The sequence below is a fragment of the Burkholderia aenigmatica genome (assembly GCF_902499175.1).
In the GTDB taxonomy this organism is placed as follows: Bacteria; Pseudomonadota; Gammaproteobacteria; order Burkholderiales; family Burkholderiaceae; genus Burkholderia; species Burkholderia aenigmatica.
On the sequence record NZ_CABVQC010000001.1, the window covers coordinates 192,565 to 212,056 of the forward strand.

The 19,492-nt window shown below is 67.5% G+C and carries 15 protein-coding genes; 4 read left to right on the top strand and 11 right to left on the bottom strand.

Annotated features, from left to right (window positions below):
- Nucleotides 1-187: 187 nt before the first annotated feature.
- The 3 genes from BDO18943_RS00900 to BDO18943_RS00910 are packed head-to-tail and all read left to right on the top strand — an operon-like array spanning nucleotide 188 to nucleotide 5,993.
- Nucleotides 188-1,414, top strand: a complete 1,227-nt coding sequence (locus BDO18943_RS00900) for an efflux RND transporter periplasmic adaptor subunit (protein WP_175020801.1) — start codon at nucleotides 188-190, stop codon at nucleotides 1,412-1,414.
- Nucleotides 1,411-4,602 (top strand): efflux RND transporter permease subunit, encoded by a 3,192-nt coding sequence (locus BDO18943_RS00905; RefSeq protein WP_175020802.1) that lies wholly within the window; start codon nucleotides 1,411-1,413, stop codon nucleotides 4,600-4,602. The genes BDO18943_RS00900 and BDO18943_RS00905 overlap by 4 nt, the downstream gene beginning before the upstream one ends.
- Nucleotides 4,599-5,993 carry an efflux transporter outer membrane subunit gene (locus BDO18943_RS00910; protein WP_175020803.1) on the top strand — a complete coding sequence of 465 codons (1,395 nt, stop codon included), beginning with the start codon at nucleotides 4,599-4,601 and terminating at the stop codon, nucleotides 5,991-5,993. The genes BDO18943_RS00905 and BDO18943_RS00910 overlap by 4 nt, the downstream gene beginning before the upstream one ends.
- 103 nt (nucleotides 5,994-6,096) lie before the next feature.
- Here BDO18943_RS00910 and BDO18943_RS00915 read toward each other — a convergent pair whose 3' ends face one another.
- From BDO18943_RS00915 to hisD, 10 genes are all read right to left on the bottom strand, one after another.
- On the bottom strand, nucleotides 6,097-6,999 hold the full coding sequence (locus tag BDO18943_RS00915; RefSeq protein WP_175020804.1) for a LysR substrate-binding domain-containing protein: 903 nt from the start codon (nucleotides 6,997-6,999) through the stop codon (nucleotides 6,097-6,099).
- Between the two features lie 208 nt (nucleotides 7,000-7,207).
- Nucleotides 7,208-8,119, bottom strand: a complete 912-nt coding sequence (locus BDO18943_RS00920) for an NAD-dependent epimerase/dehydratase family protein (protein WP_175020805.1) — start codon at nucleotides 8,117-8,119, stop codon at nucleotides 7,208-7,210.
- A gap of 246 nt (nucleotides 8,120-8,365) precedes the next feature.
- Nucleotides 8,366-9,091: an amino acid ABC transporter ATP-binding protein gene (locus BDO18943_RS00925; RefSeq protein WP_175020806.1), complete on the bottom strand. Its 726-nt coding sequence runs from the start codon at nucleotides 9,089-9,091 to the stop codon at nucleotides 8,366-8,368.
- Between the two features lie 22 nt (nucleotides 9,092-9,113).
- Nucleotides 9,114-10,085 carry an amino acid ABC transporter permease gene (locus tag BDO18943_RS00930; RefSeq protein WP_175020807.1) on the bottom strand — a complete coding sequence of 324 codons (972 nt, stop codon included), beginning with the start codon at nucleotides 10,083-10,085 and terminating at the stop codon, nucleotides 9,114-9,116.
- A gap of 30 nt (nucleotides 10,086-10,115) precedes the next feature.
- Entirely contained in the window at nucleotides 10,116-11,402 is a 1,287-nt protein-coding gene (locus tag BDO18943_RS00935; protein WP_175020808.1) for an NAD(P)/FAD-dependent oxidoreductase, read from the bottom strand.
- Between the two features lie 74 nt (nucleotides 11,403-11,476).
- Complete coding sequence (locus BDO18943_RS00940; protein WP_210771935.1) at nucleotides 11,477-12,310, bottom strand: transporter substrate-binding domain-containing protein; 834 nt, start codon at nucleotides 12,308-12,310, stop codon at nucleotides 11,477-11,479.
- 196 nt (nucleotides 12,311-12,506) lie between these two features.
- Complete coding sequence (locus BDO18943_RS00945) at nucleotides 12,507-13,907, bottom strand: GntP family permease (protein ID WP_175020809.1); 1,401 nt, start codon at nucleotides 13,905-13,907, stop codon at nucleotides 12,507-12,509.
- Between the two features lie 127 nt (nucleotides 13,908-14,034).
- A complete protein-coding gene (locus BDO18943_RS00950; protein ID WP_175020810.1) occupies nucleotides 14,035-14,994 on the bottom strand; it encodes a 3-hydroxyacyl-CoA dehydrogenase in 960 nt (319 codons plus the stop codon).
- A gap of 109 nt (nucleotides 14,995-15,103) precedes the next feature.
- Complete coding sequence (locus tag BDO18943_RS00955; RefSeq protein WP_175020811.1) at nucleotides 15,104-15,865, bottom strand: SDR family NAD(P)-dependent oxidoreductase; 762 nt, start codon at nucleotides 15,863-15,865, stop codon at nucleotides 15,104-15,106.
- A gap of 131 nt (nucleotides 15,866-15,996) precedes the next feature.
- Entirely contained in the window at nucleotides 15,997-17,310 is a 1,314-nt protein-coding gene (gene hisD, locus BDO18943_RS00960) for a histidinol dehydrogenase (protein ID WP_175020812.1), read from the bottom strand.
- 197 nt (nucleotides 17,311-17,507) lie between these two features.
- Here hisD and BDO18943_RS00965 point away from each other — a divergent pair, with 197 nt between their 5' ends.
- A complete protein-coding gene (locus BDO18943_RS00965; RefSeq protein ID WP_235995732.1) occupies nucleotides 17,508-18,539 on the top strand; it encodes a LacI family DNA-binding transcriptional regulator in 1,032 nt (343 codons plus the stop codon).
- Nucleotides 18,540-18,545: 6 nt separating this feature from the next.
- On the opposite strand, the gene BDO18943_RS00970 is transcribed toward BDO18943_RS00965, so the two are convergent.
- The gene (locus BDO18943_RS00970; RefSeq protein WP_175020814.1) at nucleotides 18,546-19,478 is read right to left on the bottom strand and encodes a LysR substrate-binding domain-containing protein; all 933 of its coding nucleotides are present in this window, start codon (nucleotides 19,476-19,478) and stop codon (nucleotides 18,546-18,548) included.
- Nucleotides 19,479-19,492 lie beyond the last annotated feature (14 nt).

Sequence of the window (19,492 nt, forward strand, 5' to 3'; positions counted from 1 at the left end):
TCGTCGCTGCACGTCCTCGCCTTCGTGCGACGCCGCGAAACCGGCTCGCACGTCGTCACCGCACACGGTGATTCGTGACTGCGCAGTACAAGTTCTTATGCCGCTTCATCCGTTTATCCGCCGCGCGCCGCACACGATACTGCGCACCATCCGGCGCCATGCGCCTCACTCGACATTTCGCACGCACATGAATCGATATCCAGGATTGAAGCGCATCGCGCGACCGGCCGCGCTGACCGTGCTGGCCGCCGTTCCGCTGGCCGCGCTCTTCGCATTGTCCGGCTGCCAGTCGGACGACAAGGCGCCGGCCGCGACGCCGAGCGTGATCGTCAGCGCGCCCGTCGCGCGCGACGTCAACGACGTCGACGTCTATACCGGCCGCTTCGAAGCGGTCGACACCGTCGACGTGCGTCCGCGCGTGAGCGGCTATCTCGACAAGGTCGCGTTCCAGGACGGCGCGACCGTCCGCAAGGGCGACCTGCTGTTCGTCATCGACCCGCGCCCGTACCAGGCAGCCATGACGGCCGCGCAAGGCGCGCTCGAACGCGCGCAGTCGCAACTGAAGCTGAGCCGGCAGGATTTCGAGCGCGCGAGCGTCCTGATCAAGACCGACACGATCGCGCAAAGCCTCTACGACCAGCGCCGGCAGGCCGTGCAAAGCGCGCAGGCCGAGGTGACGAGCGCGCAAGGCGCAGTCGAACGCGCGCAGCTCGACCTGTCGTTCACGCGCATCGTCGCACCGATGTCCGGCCGCATCAGCCGCAAGCGCGTCAGCGAGGGCAATCTCGTGAAAGGCGGCGACAGCGACGCGACCGTGCTGACGACGATCGTGTCGCAGGATCCGATCGACATCTACTTCGACGTCGACGAGGAAAGCTACCTGCGCTACACCCGCGAAGCGCAGAAAAGCGGCGGCAATGCGTCGTCGCGACAGGTCGCGATCGCGCTGCCGGGCGATGCGCAGCCGTCGCTGACGGGCACGATGGATTTTGTCGACAACCGCCTCGACGACTCGACGGGCACGTTGCGGCAGCGTGCGCGCGTCGCGAATCCGGACCGGCGCCTGAGCCCCGGCCAGTTCGGCCGCGTGTATCTGTCGAGCCGCGTCGCGCACCACGCGCTGCTCGTGCCGGATGCGGCCGTCGCGACCGATGCGACGCGTCGCGTGCTGTACTTCGTCGACGCGAACGGCGCCGTCGCGATCCGCCCGGTGACGCCCGGCCGCCTGTACGGCAACCTGCGCGAAATCGACGCGGGGCTGAACGCGGGCGACCGCGTGATCGTCGACGGCTTCCAGCGCGTGCAGGCCGGCGACAAGGTCAAGGCCGTGCCGCGCGCGATCGAAGCGGCCAATACGGCCAATACGGCCACCGTGGCCAACGCGGCCAGCGGCACGACCGGGAGCGCGCAATGAACCTCGGCCGCCTGTCCGTCCAGCAGCCGGTGCTCGCGATCGTCCTGTCGATCGTGCTGACGATCGCCGGTGCGCTGGCCTATTTCTCGCTCGCGGTGTCCGAGTATCCGGACATCGCGCCGCCAACCGTCGTGATCCAGGCAACCTATCCGGGCGCGTCCGCGGAAACGGTCTCGCAAACGGTGTCGACGCCGATCGAACTGGAAGTGAACGGCGTGGAAGACATGCTGTACATGTACAGCCAGGCGACGTCCGACGGCAGCCTGAACATCACCGTGACGTTCAAGCCCGGCACCGACGTCGACAAGGCGCAGGTGCTTGTGCAGAACCGCGTCGCGCTCGCGACGCCGCGCCTGCCGGAGCCCGTGCAGCGCAGCGGCGTGTCGGTGCGCAAGTCGTCGCCGACGCAGCTCGGCACGATCTTCCTGTACTCGCCGGACCAGCGCTACGATCCGCTGTACGTGTCGAACTACGCGATCCGCAACGTCGCCGACGTGCTGAAGCGGATCGAAGGCGTCGGCGACATCAATCCGCTCGGCGCGCGCGAATACTCGATGCGCATCTGGCTCGATCCCGAGCGCGTCGCGTCGTTCGGCCTGAGCCCGGGCGACCTGATCGCCGCGGTGCGTTCGCAGAACACGCAGCTCGCGGGCGGCGTGGTCGCGCAGGCGCCGATCACGAACCAGGCGTTCCAGCCGAACCTGATCTTCGAAGGGCGGCTCAAGCGCCCCGAGGATTTCAGCGACATCGTCGTCAAGCAAGGCAAGGACGGACGGCTCGTGCGGCTGAAGGATGTCGCACGCGTCGAAGTCGGCGCGCTCGCGTATGCGACCGACAGCTACATGCTGCGCCACCCGACGATCGCGCTGCAGGTGCTGCAGCAGCCCGGCGCGAATGCGGTCGCGACAATGGACGCGGTCGAGAAGAAGATGGCCGAGCTGTCGAAGGATTTCCCGAAGGGCATCGTCTACAACATCGGCTACAACCCGACCGCGTTCATCGGCGACAGCATCCACGAACTCGTCAAGACGATCTACGAAGCCGTCGTGCTCGTCGTGCTCGTCGTGCTGCTGTTCCTGCAGGGCTGGCGGCCGTCGATCATCCCGATCCTGTCGATTCCGGTGTCGCTCGTCGGCACGTTCGCGGCGATGGCCGTGCTCGGCTACTCGATCAACAACCTGACGCTGTTCGGCCTCGTGCTCGCGGTGGGGATCGTCGTCGACAACGCGATCGTCGTGGTCGAGAATGTCGAGCGGCACCTGTCGGCCGGCGCGAGGCCGCGCGATGCGACGCTGCTGACGATGAAGGAAGTCGGCGGCGCGCTGTTCGCGATCACGCTCGTGCTGTGCGCGGTGTTCGTGCCGACTTCGTTCATTCCCGGCATCTCGGGCCAGTTCTTCCGCCAGTTCGGCGTGACGATCGCCGTGTCGACCGCGATCTCGTTCTTCACGTCGGTGACGCTCGCGCCCGCCCTGTCGGCGATGATGCTGAAAGCGCACACCGGCGACCATCACGCACCCGCATCGGGCTCGCGCGTGGCCGCGCTGCTCGCGCCCGCCATGCGTATCGCGCGGCGCTTCTCGAACGCGTTCAACCGCGTGTTCCAGCGCCTGTCCGATGCGTACGGCCGGCTGGTCCGCAAGGTCGTGCGGATCATCCCGGCGATGGCCGCGCTGTACGTGGTGCTGATTGCCGCGACCGGCTACCTGCTCGTGTCGAGCCCGAAGGGTTTCATTCCCGCGCAGGATCGCGGCTACCTCGTCGTGCTCGTGCGGATGCCCGACGGCGCGACGCTCGAACGCACGAGCGCGGTCGCACGCAAGATCGAGGACATCGCGCTGTCGGTCCCCGGTGTCGCGCGTGTGCCGGTGTTCTCCGGCGTGAACGCGGCGACCGGCACGAACTCGGCGAACAGCGCCGGCCTGTTCCCGGTGTTTCAGCCCTGGCCGGAACGCAAGGCCCGCGGCCTGACGATCGACACGATTGCCGCCGAGATGCGCAAGCGGCTCGCAACCATCACCGAAGCGTCGATCGTCGTGGCGATGCCGCCGCCGGTGCAGGGCCTCGGCAGCACGGGCGGCTTCGCGATGCGGCTCGAAGACCGCAACGGGCTCGGCACCGCCGCGCTCGCGAAGGCGACACAGGATCTCGTCGCGGCTGCGAACCGCACACCCGGCATGGTCGGCGTCTATACGTCCTATTCCGCGACGAGCCCGCAGGTGCACGTCGAACTCGACCGCGAGAAGGCCGAGATGCTCGGCGTGCCGAGCCAGGCGATCAACGACGCGGTCGAAACGTATTTCGGCTCGACCTATATCAACGATTTCAACATCGTCGGGCGCACCTATCGCGTGACCGCGCAGGCCGACCTGCCGTTCCGCGTCGGTGCCTCCGATCTCGCGCGGCTGAAGGTGCGCAACCGCGACGGCGAGATGGTGCCGATCGGCAGCGTGACGCGCATCGACGACACGCTCGGCGTCGATCGCGCACCGCGCTACAACCTGTATCCGGCCACCGAAATCAACGGCGATACGGCACCGGGCCTCGGCTCGGGCTTTGCGATCAAGACGATGGAAACGCTCGCGAAACAGGTGCTGCCGCCCGGCATCTCGTTCGAATGGACCGACCTGTCGTATCAGCAGACCACGGCCGGCAACACGGGGCTGCTCGTGTTCCCGCTGTGCGTGCTGCTCGTCTATCTGGTGCTCGCCGCGCAGTACGGCAGCTGGAGCCTGCCCGTGTCGATCCTGCTGATCGTGCCCATGTGCCTGCTCGCCGCGTCGCTCGGCGTGCGCGCGCTCGGCCAGGACGTCAACATCCTCACGCAGATCGGCTTCATCGTGCTGGTCGGGCTCGCCGCGAAGAACGCGATCCTGATCGTCGAGGTCGCGCGGCAGCTGGAGGCCGACGGCACCGAACTCGTCGAGGCCGTCGTCGAAGCCTGCGTGCAGCGGCTGCGCCCGATCGTGATGACGTCGCTCGCGTTCATTCTCGGCGTGCTGCCGCTCGTGATCTCCGAAGGCGCCGGCGCGGAAATGCGCCAGGCCGTCGGTGCAGCCGTGTTCTTCGGCATGATCGGCGTGACGTTCTTCGGGCTGCTGTTTACGCCCGTGTTCTATGTGATGGTTCGCCGGCTCGCGATGCGCAAGACCGCTGTCGCAACCGTCACCGAAGAGGTGGTGCAATGAAGTTCGTTCGACTCGTGGCCGCGCTGTCCGCGGCCGCCATCCTGACCGCGTGCACGAGCGCGCCGGTCGCCACCGTTTCGCCGCCGCCGCTGGCCGCGACCTATGCGAACGCGGATCTCGCGGCCACCGGCCCGGCCGCCGACACCGGCGCGTGGTGGCACGGCTTTCACGATCCGATCCTCGACCGGCTGGTCGACACGGCGCTCGCGAACAATCTCGACCTGCAGGCGGCAGTCGCGCGCATCGACGCGGCGCGCGCGGTGCGGATCGGCGCCGCGTCGCAGTGGTTCCCGTCGCTCGACCTGAACGCGAGTGCCGGCCGCCAGCGGCTGTCCGCGTCGCAGGCGTTCCCGACCGATACGCCGACGACCGGCAATGCGTTCGACCTGAACGCGAGCCTCGCCTGGGAAATCGACATCTTCGGTCGCATCCGCCAGGGCGTGTCGGCAGCCGACGCGGACATCGCGTCCGCGCAGAACGATGCGGCGGCCGTGCGGATCGCGACGATCGACGAAACCGTGCGCACCTACGTGACGGCGCGCGGGCTCGAACAGCGGCTCGCACTGGTCGAGGCCAATGCGTTGAGCCAGCGCAGCACCGAGGAATCGACGCGACGCCTGTTCGACGCGGGCGTCGTGCCGGTTGCCGACGTCGACCGCGCCGCCGCGCAGACGGAAACGACGCTGGCCGAGCTGCCCGCGCTGCAACTGCAGCGGCAGGCCGCGATCCACCGGTTGTCGATCATCACCGCATCGACGCCGCAGGATGTCTATGCGCGGCTCGATCCGCCCGCGCCGGGGCCGGTATGGACGGCCGCCGCGCCGGGCATCGGCACGCCGGCCGACCTGCTGCGCCGCCGGCCCGACATCCGCGCGGCCGAGGCGCGCGTCGTCGCGGCCTATGCACGGATCGGCGTGGCCGAGGCCGACCTCAAGCCGCACCTGCAATTGATCGGCGTGATCGGCGCGGCGATCGACGGCTTCTCGGGTGCGACGCTCGCGCGTTCGCTCGCATGGATGGCCGGCGCCGGTGCGAGCGCACCGCTGTTCGACGGCGGGCGGCGCCGCAGTGTCGTCGCGTTGCGCCGTGCGCAGGCCGATCAGGCCGTCGCTGCGTATCGCACGACGGTGCTGACCGCCGTCAGCGACGTCGAGACGTCGGTGGCCGCCACCGCCCGCGATCACAGCCGGACCGAGCGCCTCGAACGCGCGGTATCGAACGCGCGTGGCGCGTATACGCAGATCAACCGGTCGTGGCGCAGCGGCGAATCGGCGTTCATCGATACGCTGGAAGTGCAGCGCTCGCTGCTCGCGGCCGAGGATTCGCTCGCGCAGGCACGCACCGAGGAAATGCTGAGCCAGGTCAGGCTGATGAGCGCGCTGGGGCAGTAAGCGCGTTTCAGGTTCGACCGATATGCAAAGGGCGACGGGTTCGATGTCATTCGAACCCGTCGCCCTTTTTTTGCGTTGCATGGCCAGTCGCTTACCGCACGGTTCAGTCGATGTCGCCGCCTTCCTTCAACTGCGCGCTCACATAGTCGAGAAAACTGACGATGCGCGACGACAGCGTCGCGTTGCGATAGAACACCGCGTGAATCGGCTGGCGGAACTCGGTGGTGTCGTCGACGAGCACTTCGACCAGGCTGCCGTCGCGACGATGCGTGCCCGTCATGTAGTCGGCCAGGCAAACGATGCCGGCGCCGTTGAGCGCGAGCGTCAGCAGCGTCTCGCCGCTCGACGCCTGCAGCGCCGGATGAATCCGGTACGCGCCGCCGTCGGCCGTGCGCAGCGGCCAGTGGTTCAGTGTTTCCGGCTGCACGAAGCCGAGCAGCGTATGGTTCGCCAGATCGGCGACGCTCGCCGGCACGCCGGCTTTCTCCAGATAAGCGGGGCTCGCGAGGATACGCAGCCGGCTGCTGCCGAGCCGGCGCGCATGCAGCGTCGAATCGCGCAGCTCACCGATCCGGATCGCCACGTCGGTGCGCTGTTCGAGCAGGTCGATGATCTCGTCGCTCGTGTGGAGTTCGGCCGCAATCGCCGGATACGCTTCGCGGAAGCCGGGCATCATCGGCGCGATCACGTGCTGCATGAACGGCATCGCCGCGTTGATCCGCAAGCGCCCGGACGGCGTCTCGCGCTGGCTGACGATCTGCTCCTCGGCAAATTCGACCGACGCGATGATGTCGCGCGCGTATTCGAGGAACAGCTTGCCCTCCTCGGTCACTTCGAGGCGGCGCGTCGTGCGGCGGATCAGCGTCGTGTCGAGCTTCTCCTCGAGGCGCCGCAGGATCCGGCTCATCACCGAGGTCGGCTGATGCAGCTTGTCGGCCGCGCCCGTCAGCGAACCGGTATCGGCGATGGTCACGAACGCGAGCATCTCGTCGAGGGTCGTCTTCATGGTCGGCAGTCGTCAGCGGTTTCAGGAACCGTCACGATAGTGCCGCCGCGCCGGTTTGATAAGCGGGCGCGGACGCGAATCACAGTTGATTTCGATTCAACAATGCGTGGCGAATATTGTCTGAAGAAGCCGGAATGAGGCCGGTGGCCGGTCACGCAGACGCGCCCGGGCGGGCGCGCCTTGCTTCATACGGGTCGGGGCACCGGCTTCACGCCGCGATGGGCATCTCGTCGCGGATCCAGTCGAGCATTGCGCCGTGCTTCGGTGCCCACCCGAGTTCCTGCCGCGCACGCAGCGCCTTCACGCGGCTGTTCGACGCGAGCGAGAAATGCGCACGCGAATGACCGAGCGCCTGCGCCGCATCGGCGATATCCCATTCGACGACGGACGGCAAGCCGAGCCGCTCGCCGAGCGCATGGCCGATTTCGACGAACGACGCTTCGCCGTTCTCCGCAAAATAGAACGCACCGGGCGACGCCGCATGGATCGCGCGCAGATACAGATCGGCGACATCGGCGACATGCACGTTCGACCAGCGGTTCAGCCCCTTGCCGATCACGCGCACGGCGCCGGTGTCACGCGCGATGGCCCCGAGCAGCGGAAGCTGTGCGCTGTCGCGGCGGATACCGAGACCGTCGCCGTAGATCATGCTGTTGCAGATCACGGCCGAGCGGATGCCGAGGTTCGCGGCCGACATCACGAGCCGGTCGATTGCGTGGCGCTCGGCCTTCGCGGGTTTGACAACGGGCGTCGTTTCGTCGAACACGGCGGCATCGCCATGCGCGCCCTGTGCGTCGTCCGCGATCACGCTGGTGCCGCTCGTATGCAGGAACGTCTTGCCCGAGCCGCTCAGCGCCGCGATGATCGTCTCGACGGCCTCGCGGTGATCGCTGCTCGCCGCGTTGACGACGCAGTCCGCGTCGCGCGCGAACGCATGCAGCAGTGCCGCGTCGTCGAGCGTGCCGACGACCGGCATGATGCCGGCCGCCGCGAGTGTCGCGGCGTTGTCGCTATCGCGCGTCAAGCCGGTGACGACGTGCCCGGCCGAGACGAGCCGCGCGGCCACCGAGCCGCCGATGTAGCCGCTGGCGCCCGTCACGAATATCTTGATGCCCTTCATGTACCGCTCCGATGGCGAGATCGCCGGTTCGGGAGGCGCCTCGCGAGAATGGTCGGCGCATGCGCTCCGGGTTCGCGGTGACGCAGGCCGTCGATGGCGGCCCCTGCCGCGCGGAAACGCGCAAGGCCGCCTTGCGGAGCCAGTATCGATGCCCTGCACCCGGTCGAGAAAGAGGCCGGGCGCGAAAACAGTTTTGACCGGAGCGGGAAGATGCGCGCGACGGTCGCCACCTCGCCGGCACCGCGCTCAGTGCAGGATCTTCTGCAGGAAATCCCGTGCGCGCGCCGATTTCGGCGCCGCGAAGAATGCGTCCTTGTCGTCGTCCTCGACGATCCGCCCCTGGTCCATGAAGATCACGCGATGCGCGACCTTCTTCGCGAAGCCCATCTCGTGCGTCACGCACATCATCGTCATGCCGTCCTGCGCGAGCTCGACCATCACGTCGAGCACCTCGTTGATCATCTCCGGATCCAGCGCCGACGTCGGTTCGTCGAACAGCATCGCGACCGGGTCCATCGACAGCGCACGCGCGATCGCGACGCGCTGCTGCTGCCCGCCCGACAACTGCCCCGGATACTTGTCCGCCTGAGCGCGCAGGCCGACGCGCTCGAGCAGCCCGAGCGCCTTCGCAGCCGCTTCGTCAGCGGAGCGGCCGAGCACCTTGCGCTGCGCAAGCGTGAGATTCTCCGCGATCGACAGGTGCGGAAACAGCTCGAAGTGCTGGAACACCATGCCGACCTTCGCGCGCAGCTTCGGCAGGTCGGTCCGGCGATCGCCGACCGACACGCCGCCGACGCGGATCGCGCCGCGCTCGAACGGCTCGAGCCCGTTGACGGTCTTGATCAGCGTCGATTTCCCCGACCCCGACGGGCCGCAGACCACGACCACCTCGCCCTTCCCCACCGTCGTCGTGCAATCGGTCAGCACCTGGAACGGGCCGTACGACTTGGATACGTTGTCGATCTCGATCATGCTTCGCTCCGGTTTGCGCGCATCAACGCACGGCCTTGCGGAATCGTTTCTCGATGCGCGCCTGCACCACTTCGAGCACGAGCGACATCACCCAGTAGACCAGCGCCGCGCTGATCAGCATCTCCATGTGGCGGAACTCCTTCTGGCCTTCCGTCGTCGCGACGTAGGTCAGCTCCCACACGCCGACGACGGACACCAGCGAGCTGTCCTTCAGCATCGCGATGAACTGGTTGCCGGTCGGCGGAATGATCACGCGCATCGCCTGCGGCAGGATGATCAGCCGCATCATCTGCGCCGGCGTGAAGCCGAGCGCGCGCGCGGCGTTCCACTGGCCCTGCGGGATGCTCTGGATCCCGGCGCGGAAGATCTCCGTCATGTACGCGCCGTAGCACAGCGACAGCGCGGTCACACCGGCCGGAATCGGATCGACGACGTAGCCGAGCTGCGGCAGCCCGAGATACAGGATGAATATCTGCATCAGCAGCGGCAGCCCGCGAAACAGCGACGTATAGAACGACGCGATGCCGATCGCGATGCCGTTCGACGACAGCTTCGCGAGCGCGCCGATCAGCGCGAGCACGAATGCGATCGAGATCGAGATCGCCGACACGAGCAGCGTCGTCACCGCGCCCTGGCTGATCAGGTAGCCGATCTTGCGATGGATGAATTCGAAGCTCAGGTCGAACGTCGACAGGAACGCGGCCAGCAACAGCAGCAGTTCGCACCAGACGATCGCGATCTGCACACGCGACGGCAGCCGCGTCAGCAGGTAACCGTTCGCGATCAGCACGGCGGCACCGGCCGCGAGCATCAGCAGCGCATGCAGCGCGCCCGGCAACGCGCCGATGCCGGGCAGCGCCGCAAGGTTCAGCGTCGCCGCCCACTGCGGCACGTTGCGCGCGATCGCGAAGACCACGGCCAGCGTGACGATCGCGGCCGCCAGCGCGGTGCCGCGCCAGCCTTTCTGCGTTCTCGGCAGGTTGTCTGCAAGCATGTGTTTCTCCTGTAGGCGGGGCATCGCGGCTTACGCCGCCCGTTCGCGCATGAAATCCATCACCTGGTAGCGCCAGTAGGTCAGCTGCGCGACGGCCAGCCCCGCATAGCCGCCGTTCCACGGCAAGCCGAACGCTTCGAAGCGCCGGTAGCGATCGGAGGCGCCGGCCACGCCCTCGGCAATCACGCGTCCGCCGATCGCCGTCGTGTTCATCCCGTGGCCGCCGAAGCCCATGCAGTACCAGATGCCGTCGTCGAAGCGGCCGATCAGCGGCATCAGATGGCGCGCGTATGCCATCTTTCCGGACCACGCGACCTGGATCGCGAGCGGCGCGAGCTGCGGATACGCGTCGACCATCCGGTCGCGCAGCGCATCGGCAAGGCGGCGCGGATCGGAACGGCGCGTCGTGATCATGCCGCCCCACAGCACGCGCCGGCCATCGTCGACGAGCCGGTAGTAATCGCTCGCGCGCCGGCTGTCGCCGATCGACGCGCGCGTGCGGATCGCCGATGCGATCAGGTCGGCGGCCGGTTCGGTCAGCATCATGTAGGTGGTGATCGGCAGGTAGCTGCGCGCGAGCTTCGGCACCAGCCGCCCCGTGTAGCCGCCGCAGGTCAGCACGACGTCACGCGCTGTGACGCTGCCGCGCGCGGTGGCGACCCGCTTCGTTGCGCCGCGATCGGCGATCGACACGACCTCCGAATCCTCGAACACGCGCCCGCCCAGGCGTTCGATCTCGGCGACGAGCGCACGCGCGTAGTTCAGCGGATGGAAATGGAACGCGCGGCGGTCGAGCAGGCCCTGATGGTATTTGTCCGACACCAGCATCTCGCGGACGGCCTGCGTCGGCAGATGCTCGACGCCGTAGTCGAACTCGCGCGCGAGCCAGCGCTGCTGCTCGATCATCTCGTTGCCGTTGTCGTGACGGGACACGCGCAGCACGCCGGGCACCGGCTCGGCGGCGTCGATGCCGAGCTGCCGGATGTTGTCGGCGACGATGTCGACGCCTTCGATCGACATCCGGTACAGCGCCTTCGCTCGATCCATCCCGACGTGACGCACGATCTGCGCGATGCCGGTCGAATAGCCGGGGCTCACGACGCCGCCGTTGCGCCCGGACGCGCCCCACGACACGCGGTTCGCATCCAGCAGCACCACGCTGCGGCCACGCCGCAGCAGTTCGAGCGCGGCCGTGATGCCGGCCATCCCGGCGCCGACGACGCACACGTCCGCATCGAGATCGGCATCGAGCGGCGCACGCGCGATCGTGTCGTGGAGCGTGCGTGAATAGTAGGTATCCACGTAATCGGTGGTCATGGCATTTCCGTAATGACGAAATCAAATGGACGTGCGCGTGCCGCATTCACCCGCATGCGGCACGCGCCGGCGGCTTACTTCGTGTAGTCCTTGCCGAACCATTTGACGCTGATCTTCGTTAGCGTGCCGTCCTGCTTCATCTGCGTCACCGCATTGCCGACCGTTTTGTCCCACTCCGCATCGCCCTTGTCGGCGACGACTGCGAGCGGCTCGCGATACGCGTAATCGCCGGGCAGGATCTTGACCGGATAGCCGTTCTTGATCGCGGCCATCGCGGTCTGCTCGGGCGTGAGGATCGCGTCCACGCGCTTGCCGTCGCCGAGGCGCAGGTCTTCGTACGGCAGCAGCGACGTGCCGTAGGTCTTCACCTGCTTCGGCGCCTGCGGCAGGTACGTGAACGCGGGCACGTCGGGGCCGCCGATGCTCAGGCGTTGGTTCACGTAATCCTCCGACGTGGTGCCGGCTTCCACGCCGATCACCTTGCCGCCGAGATCGGCGCGCGACGTGGCCTTCGAATCCTTGTGCACGACGAACACGTACGGGCTGTAGTAATACACGGCCGGGAAATCGAGCAGCCGCTCGCGCTCCTTGGTCGGCGTGACCGACAGCACGCACAGATCCCAGCGCCCGTGCCAGTGCCCGCCCGTCATCAGGTTGAACTGCGGCGTCTGGAACGCCACCTTCACGCCGAGCCGCCGGCCGATTTCGTTCGCGACGTCGATATCGAAGCCCTCGAACTCGTGCTTGTCGTTCAGGTAAGCCTGCGGTGGCCATTTCGCGCTCGTGACGACCACCATCGTGCCGCGTGACTTCACGCGATCGAGCGTTTCGCCGGCGTGCGCGATGCCTGCCGCGCAGAGAAGTGCCGCGACGCACGCGACCTTGCCGATCATCGAACCGACTTTCATTGACTTGTCTCCTTGGACCTTCTGATGGAATTATTGTGTTTCGTTATTTCATTTTTCAATCTACGCGCCGAGGTCGCGTCACGCTATTGAGAAAATTACACGACCTAGTACGGTAAACTCATCAGCTAATCAGTTCTACTATATGTATACGTTTGAACGAACCAGCCTGTTTCATATTTGAATGCGCGGCACGCGCTCATACCAGCCCCGTTGCGTAATACACCGCGATCACGAGCGCCACGGCGGCTGCCTTGACGAACGTGATGCCGAATATCTCCCGATACGATTCGCGATGACTGAGCCCCGTCACCGCGAGCAGCGTGATCACCGCGCCGTTGTGCGGCAACGTATCCATGCCGCCGCTCGCCATCGCGACGACGCGATGCAGCACCTCGGCCGGAATGTGCGCCGCATCGGCCGCACGCACGAAGAAATCGGACATCGCCGCCAGCGCGATGCTCATCCCGCCGGATGCCGAACCCGTGACGCCCGCGAGCACGCCGACCGAAATGGCCGCGTTCGCGAGCGGATCGGGAATCGCCTGCAGTGCACGGCCGATGAACACGAACCCGGGCAGCGCCGCGATCACGCCGCCGAAGCCGTATTCCGATGCGGTGTTCAACGACGCCAGCAACGCGCCCGAGACCGCGCTGCGCGTGCCGGCGGCGAAGCGCGCCCGCATCCGGCCGAACGCGGTCACGAGCGTCAGCAAGATACCGAGCAGCAGTGCACCCTCGACGGCCCAGATCGCGACGACGCTCTTGACCGGCGTCGACAGCGTGCCGTGCATGCCGGGCAGCACGTCGGGCGCAATCGTATAGGCATCGCCGTACCAGTGCGGAATATGGTGCGTGAGGATGAAGTTCGATACGCCGACCACGACCAGCGGCGCGAGCGCCAGCAGCGGATGCGGCAGCGTACCGGCACCGGTCACCTCCGGTTCGTTCTGATGCGACGCGCCGTAGCCCTCGCCGGTCGCCATCACCGCACGGCGGCGCCATTCGAGAAACGCGAGGCCCGCGACCACGATGAACACCGAGCCGATCACGCCGAGCCACGGGCCGGCCCACGTCGTCGTCTTGAAAAAGGTGGTCGGGATGATGTTCTGGATCTGCGGCGAGCCCGGCAACGCGTCCATCGTGAACGAGAACGCGCCGAGCGCGATCGCGCCGGGCAGCAGGCGCTTCGGAATGCCGGCCTCGCGATAGAGTGCGGCCGCGAACGGATAGACGGCGAACACCACGACGAACAGCGACACGCCACCATAGGTCAGCAGCCCGCACACGGCGACGATCACCGCGTTCACGCGCGTCTGGCCGATGTAGCGAATGGCCGCATGCACGATCGACTCGGAGAATCCCGACAGTTCGATCACCTTGCCGAACACCGCGCCGAGCAGGAACACCGGGAAATACAGCTTCACGAAGACGACCATTTTCTCCATGAAGATGCCGGAAAACACCGGCGCGACCGCGGCGGGGTCGGTCAGCAGCACCGCGCCGAGCGCGGCCAGCGGCGCGACCAGGATTACGCTGAAGCCGCGATAGGCGGCCACCATCAGCGCGATCAGCGCGACGGCAATCACGAGAATTGACATAACGATTCAGAAAGAATGAGGTTCGGCGCGCGCATCACGATGCGAGTCGGCAAGCGCGCGCGGGCACGCCGCGCACGAATTCGCGTGCACGAGCGGCGCAGCCCGTTCGAATACGACTAAGGCGGGTTCAATCGCGCGCGTCGGACGCCCGCCGCACGGCGGCGAAATCCATCAGCTTCGCGTCGCGCCAGTCGCGCCGGGCCGCCAGTTCGTCGGCAGGCAGATACTGGCGGCGATCCTGCTCGACCCGGGCGATCAGCGCGTCGTCCCACGGCCCTTCGTCGACGCGCGAGCGTACGATGCCGTGATACAGCGGCCCGAGCCGGCGCGCGTAGTCGGCCACGCCGCCCGGCGCGTTCAGGTCGATCGTCTCGAACGGCCCCATGAACGACCAGCGCCAGCCAAGACCGTCGCGCACCGTCTTGTCGATGTCCTCGCAACTGGCGACGCCTTCGCGGTGCAACGCCCACGCTTCCCGCAACAGTGCCGCCTGCAGGCGATTGAGCACGAACCCCTCGACCTCCTTGCGCACGTGCACGACGCTCTGGCCGATCGCCGTCATCAGGCGTTCGACGAACTCGACCGTGGCGGCCGAGGTCTGCGTGGACGGTACCAGCTCGACCACGGGCACGAGATACGGCGGATTCACCGGATGCGCGATCAGCACGCGCGCGGAGATGGCCAGGTCGTTCGCGAAGTCGGACGCGGGAATGCCCGAGCTCGAGCTGCCGATCACGACCGACGCATCGGCCAGCGCGTCGATCTGCTCCATCAACGCTCGCTTCACGTCGATGCGCTCGAGCACCGACTCCTGAACGTACATCGCGCCGGCGACGGCATCCTGCAGCGATGGCGCCGGTTGCAGCCGCGCCGCGACGCGCTCCGGCCGCTCGTCGAGCAGGCCGCGCGCATGCAGCGCGCGCAGTTGTTCGGCAGCCCACGGCAGCGAGCGCGCAGCGATCTGCGGATCGGCGTCGAACACGCGCACGGTCAGGCCGGCGCGCGCAAAGGCAATTGCCCAGCCCGCGCCGACGAGCCCCGCGCCCACCACCGCGACCGGCTTGTCGAGATCGATTGAAATTGTCATGTGTCTCCTCCATTGCTTGTCGATGGCGTCCGGCACGGCGGCGTCGCGCGCGCCGCGCCGCGCCGCCACCGTGTCCGTTCGTCCCGGGCCGCACCGGCCCGATTTCGCATTACGCGGCGCTCCAGCCCCCGTCCAGCATCAGCGCGCTGCCGGTCATCAGCGACGACGCGTCGCTCGCGAGAAACACGACCGGCCCCATCACTTCGTCCAAGCGGCCGACGCGACCGAGCGCGATGCGCGACGTCACCCAGTCGCGAAACCCGTCGACCTTGAACATCGGCTCGGTCAGCGCGGTTTCGATGAACGTCGGACACAGCGTGTTCACGCGGATCCGGTACGCGCCCAGTTCCCACGCGAGCGCCTTCGTCATGCCCTCGACCGCGTGCTTCGTCGCGCAATAGACGGTTCGTCCCGCGCTGCCGACATGGCCCATCTGCGAAGAAACGGTGATGAACGAACCGTCCTGCCCTGCGCGGATCAACCCTCGTGCCACCGAGCGGCACAGATAGAACGCGGCCTTCACGTTCAGTGCCAGCATGTCGTCGATATCCGCGTCGAGCACGTCGACGATCGGCCGTGGCCGGTTCATGCCCGCGCTGTTCACCAGGATGTTGAACGGCCCGCGGGACGACACGACCGTATCCACCGCCGCCGCATCCGTCACGTCGAGCACGACGTAGTCGCTCGCGCCGCCCGCCGCACCGATCGATTCACAGGCGGCGCGCAGTTCGTCGCCCGAGCGTGCCGCCAGCGTCACCCGCGCGCCAGCCTGCGCCAGCGCGACGGCCGCGGCCAGCCCGATCCCTCGTCCCGCGCCGGTCACCAGCGCGGTCTTGCCATCCAGCCGGAAGCCCGGCATCTTCATTTTCATATTTCCATCAGCATCCCGAATCGTATTGCCGGCCGGGAAGGTCTCTTTAGCGGGTGAGCGGCGGCACCGTCGAAAGGCGCTGCCTCCTCGCGCACCGGCCGGTTCCTGTATGCCGGTGCGCCGTTGCAGCGTTACGCCGGCACGGGCGTGCCGTACGGCACGTCGCGATGGCCATAGCGGCGCACGCGGATGTTCGCCTGCTCGCCGTGCGCGATCATCCCTTCGAGCGCACAGAGTCGCGAGCAGTAGGCACCGACCATCGCGCTCGCCTCGTCGGTCAGCACCTTCTGGTACGTGCAGGTCTTGATGAACTTGCCCACCCACAGGCCGCCCGTATAGCGCGCGGCCTTGCCCGTCGGCAGCGTATGGTTCGTGCCGATGACCTTGTCGCCGTATGCGACGTTGGTGCGCGCGCCGAGGAACAGCGCGCCGTAGTTCTTCATGTTCTTCAGGAAGTAGTCGGGGTCGCGCGTCATCACCTGCACGTGCTCCGACGCGATCCGGTCGGCTTCCTGCACCATTTCCTCCAGCGTGTCGGCCACGATGACCGCACCGTAGTCGCGCCACGACACGCCGGCCGTGTTGGCCGTCGGCAGGATCTTGAGCAGGCGTTCGACCTCGGCGATCGTGTCCTTCGCGAGCTGCAGCGAATTCGTCAGCAGGATCGCCGGCGTGTTGAAGCCGTGTTCGGCCTGCCCGAGCAGGTCGGTCGCGCAGAGTTCCGCGTCGACGCTGTCGTCGGCGATCACGAGCGTCTCCGACGGCCCGGCGATCAGGTCGATGCCGACGCGGCCGAACAACTGGCGCTTCGCTTCGGCCACGTACGCATTGCCGGGGCCGACCACCATCGACACCGGCGCGATGGTCTGCGTGCCGAGCGCCATCGCCGCGATCGCCTGCACGCCGCCGAACGTGTAGATCTCGTCCGCGCCGCCCAGGTGCATCGCCGCGACCACCGCCGGATTCGGGCGGCCCTGCACCGGCGGCGACGCCGCGATGATGCGCGGCACGCCGGCCACCTTCGCGGTCACGACGCCCATGTGTGCGGACGCAACCAGCGGAAACTTGCCGCCGGGCACGTAGCACGCGACGCTTTCGACCGGCATGTTCTTGTGGCCGAGCACGACGCCCGGCAGCGTCTCGATCTCGATGTCGTGCATCGAGTCGCGCTGCGCCTGCGCGAAATTGCGCACCTGTGCCTGCGCGAACTTCACGTCGTCGAGCTGGCCCGGCGACAGCGAGCGCACGCAGGCCGCGATCTCGTCGTCGTTCAGCCGGAAGCTCCCGGGCGACCAGTCGTCGAAGCGCTGCGACAGTTCCGCGACGGCCGCGTCGCCGCGTCGCGTGACGTCGGCGAGAATGCCGGTGACGACTTCACGCACCTTGTCTGCATCCTGGGAAGAATCTTCGGCGCTGCGGCCGTGCTTCAGGTAGTGGATTGCCATGTGATTTCCTGACGAGAAAGAAGGATCGAAATGCCGCTTGCGTTGCGGAAAGCAGGACGTTCGCGATGGCTGCAAATCTATCGCAACGCTTTCTGCAAATGCAGTGCAAATGCTCGGCACTTTCCCCTAGCCCCTTGTCAGGCAAGCCGCGCGGCTTGCACAATCGTGCCGGTCGATCACGCAAACGAATGCAAACCATGGCCCGAACGATTGCAAAGCAGGTGAAGCTCGCCGATGTCGCGGCGCGCATGGGCGTGTCGGTCTCCACCGTATCGCGCGCGCTGGCCGGCCATCCGGCGATCAGCAGCGACACGCGCGGCGCGGTGCAGGCGGTCGCGGCGGAACTCGGCTACCGGATCCCGTCGCAAAGCCGCAAGCCGAAGAAATCCGCGACGCGGCTGATCGGCGTCGTGGTCGGCGCGCTGCACAACCACTTCATGACGCGGCTACTCACGCACCTGTACGACGCGCTCGGCGAATTCGGCTACCAGGTCACGCTGATGATCGATCCGATGAACGATGCGGAGAACCTGCTCGCGTTCCGGCCGCTGATCGACGGCTATCTCGACGGGCTGATCTTCGCGACCGCGACGCTCGATTCGCTGGTCGTCGCCGAGATGCAGCGGCGCGGCATTCCGCTCGTGCTGGTGGTGCGCTCGATCGACGACGTGAAGGTCGACACCGTCGAGATCGACAACGTCCATGCGGGCGCGGTGGCCGTCGAACACCTGTACCAGTTCGGACATCGCCGCTTCGGGCTGCTGATGGGGCCGCAGAACACGTCGACGAGCCGCGACCGCACCAAAGGCGCGCTCGACTGGCTCGCGAGCGTCGGGCTCGGGCCCGAATCGGTGGTCACGCTGTACGGCGACTACACGACGGAAGTCGGCTACGCGAGCACGATGACGCTGCTCGGCGCGCCGAACCCGGTCACGGCGATCGTCGCCGGCAACGACATGATCGCGCTCGGCGCGCTGGAAGCCGCGAAGCGCAAGGGCGTCGCGGTGCCGCGGCAACTGTCGATCATCGGCTTCGACGACATGCCGCTCGCCGGTTCGCCGCTGGTCGGCCTGACCTCGATCCGGCCGCCGGTCGAGGCGATGGCGCGCACCGCCGCACGGCGCCTCGTCGAACGCATCCGCGCCGGCGGCCTCGGCGCGCCGTCGCGCGACGCACTGCCGATCCAGCTCATCCGGCGCGATTCGACCGGCGACATCGAGCGTGCCTGAGCGCCCCTAGCGGCGGGCGCGTGCGCGGCCGGGCGTCGTGCCGGGCGTCGTGCCGAGCGCTTCGTCGTGCGCCTCGGCCAACAGCTTCACGAACGCGGCGGCCAGCCGGTCGCGCGAGCGCTGCGGCGGATATAGCAGATAGGTGGGAATCGTCACGGCGGGCGAAAACGGCCGGATCGCGATCTCCGGCCCCGCGAAATCGCGCGCGACGACCGGATGCGCGAGCGTCACGCCCATTCCCGAGCGCACCATCTCGCAGCAGATCGCCGTGTACTGCGCCTCGATCGCGAGCTTGCGCTCGACGCCCGCGCGCTGGAACACCGCATCCATCAGCGTGCGCATGCCGTCGCCCTGGCACAGCGAGATGAACGACTCGCCCGCCAGATCGGCCGGCTTGATCGTGCGCTTCTTCGCCAGACGGTGCTGCGCGGGCATCACGCACACGGCGGCGACCGACGACAGCAGCTCGACCTCGCAGTTCGACGCCTCACTGACGTAAACGGCCACGCCGATGTCGCAGAACTGCGACGCGGTCCAGTGATTGACCGTGCCCGACGTGTTGACGTGCAGCGACACCGTCACGCCCGGGTACGCCTCCTGGAACCGCTTGATCGCGCGCGGCACGAGCGTGTAGCCGACCGCCGGCATCGCCGCGATGCGCAACCGCCCGCTGCCCAGGTTGCGGATCTCCTCGGCCGCGCTCGCGAGCCCCTGCAGGCCGACGTACGCACGCTCCACCTCGCGAAAGAACGCGGTGCCCTCGCTCGTCGGCACGAGCCGCACGCCGGCGCGCTCGAACAGCTTGAGCCCGGTGTCGCGCTCGAGATGCGCGATCAGCCGGCTCACGTTCGGCTGCGTGGTGAACAGCGATTTGGCGGCGGCGGTCATCGAGCCCGCCACCATCACCGCGCGAAATGCTTCGACCTGCTTCAGATTCATTGAATGCTCCGTCC

What these genes read in the sequence shown, in the direction of transcription:
- BDO18943_RS00935 (WP_175020808.1), bottom strand. Translation starts at nt 11,402, where the DNA reads ATGACCACCGATTACGTGGATACCTACTATTCACGCACGCTCCACGAC.
- BDO18943_RS00910 (WP_175020803.1), top strand. Translation starts at nt 4,599, where the DNA reads ATGAAGTTCGTTCGACTCGTGGCCGCGCTGTCCGCGGCCGCCATCCTG.
- BDO18943_RS00905 (WP_175020802.1), top strand. Translation starts at nt 1,411, where the DNA reads ATGAACCTCGGCCGCCTGTCCGTCCAGCAGCCGGTGCTCGCGATCGTC.
- BDO18943_RS00970 (WP_175020814.1), bottom strand. Translation starts at nt 19,478, where the DNA reads ATGAATCTGAAGCAGGTCGAAGCATTTCGCGCGGTGATGGTGGCGGGC.
- BDO18943_RS00940 (WP_210771935.1), bottom strand. Translation starts at nt 12,310, where the DNA reads ATGAAAGTCGGTTCGATGATCGGCAAGGTCGCGTGCGTCGCGGCACTT.
- BDO18943_RS00955 (WP_175020811.1), bottom strand. Translation starts at nt 15,865, where the DNA reads ATGAAAATGAAGATGCCGGGCTTCCGGCTGGATGGCAAGACCGCGCTG.
- hisD (WP_175020812.1), bottom strand. Translation starts at nt 17,310, where the DNA reads ATGGCAATCCACTACCTGAAGCACGGCCGCAGCGCCGAAGATTCTTCC.
- BDO18943_RS00925 (WP_175020806.1), bottom strand. Translation starts at nt 9,091, where the DNA reads ATGATCGAGATCGACAACGTATCCAAGTCGTACGGCCCGTTCCAGGTG.
- BDO18943_RS00965 (WP_235995732.1), top strand. Translation starts at nt 17,508, where the DNA reads ATGGCCCGAACGATTGCAAAGCAGGTGAAGCTCGCCGATGTCGCGGCG.
- BDO18943_RS00920 (WP_175020805.1), bottom strand. Translation starts at nt 8,119, where the DNA reads ATGAAGGGCATCAAGATATTCGTGACGGGCGCCAGCGGCTACATCGGC.
- BDO18943_RS00945 (WP_175020809.1), bottom strand. Translation starts at nt 13,907, where the DNA reads ATGTCAATTCTCGTGATTGCCGTCGCGCTGATCGCGCTGATGGTGGCC.
- BDO18943_RS00950 (WP_175020810.1), bottom strand. Translation starts at nt 14,994, where the DNA reads ATGACAATTTCAATCGATCTCGACAAGCCGGTCGCGGTGGTGGGCGCG.
- BDO18943_RS00900 (WP_175020801.1), top strand. Translation starts at nt 188, where the DNA reads ATGAATCGATATCCAGGATTGAAGCGCATCGCGCGACCGGCCGCGCTG.
- BDO18943_RS00930 (WP_175020807.1), bottom strand. Translation starts at nt 10,085, where the DNA reads ATGCTTGCAGACAACCTGCCGAGAACGCAGAAAGGCTGGCGCGGCACC.
- BDO18943_RS00915 (WP_175020804.1), bottom strand. Translation starts at nt 6,999, where the DNA reads ATGAAGACGACCCTCGACGAGATGCTCGCGTTCGTGACCATCGCCGAT.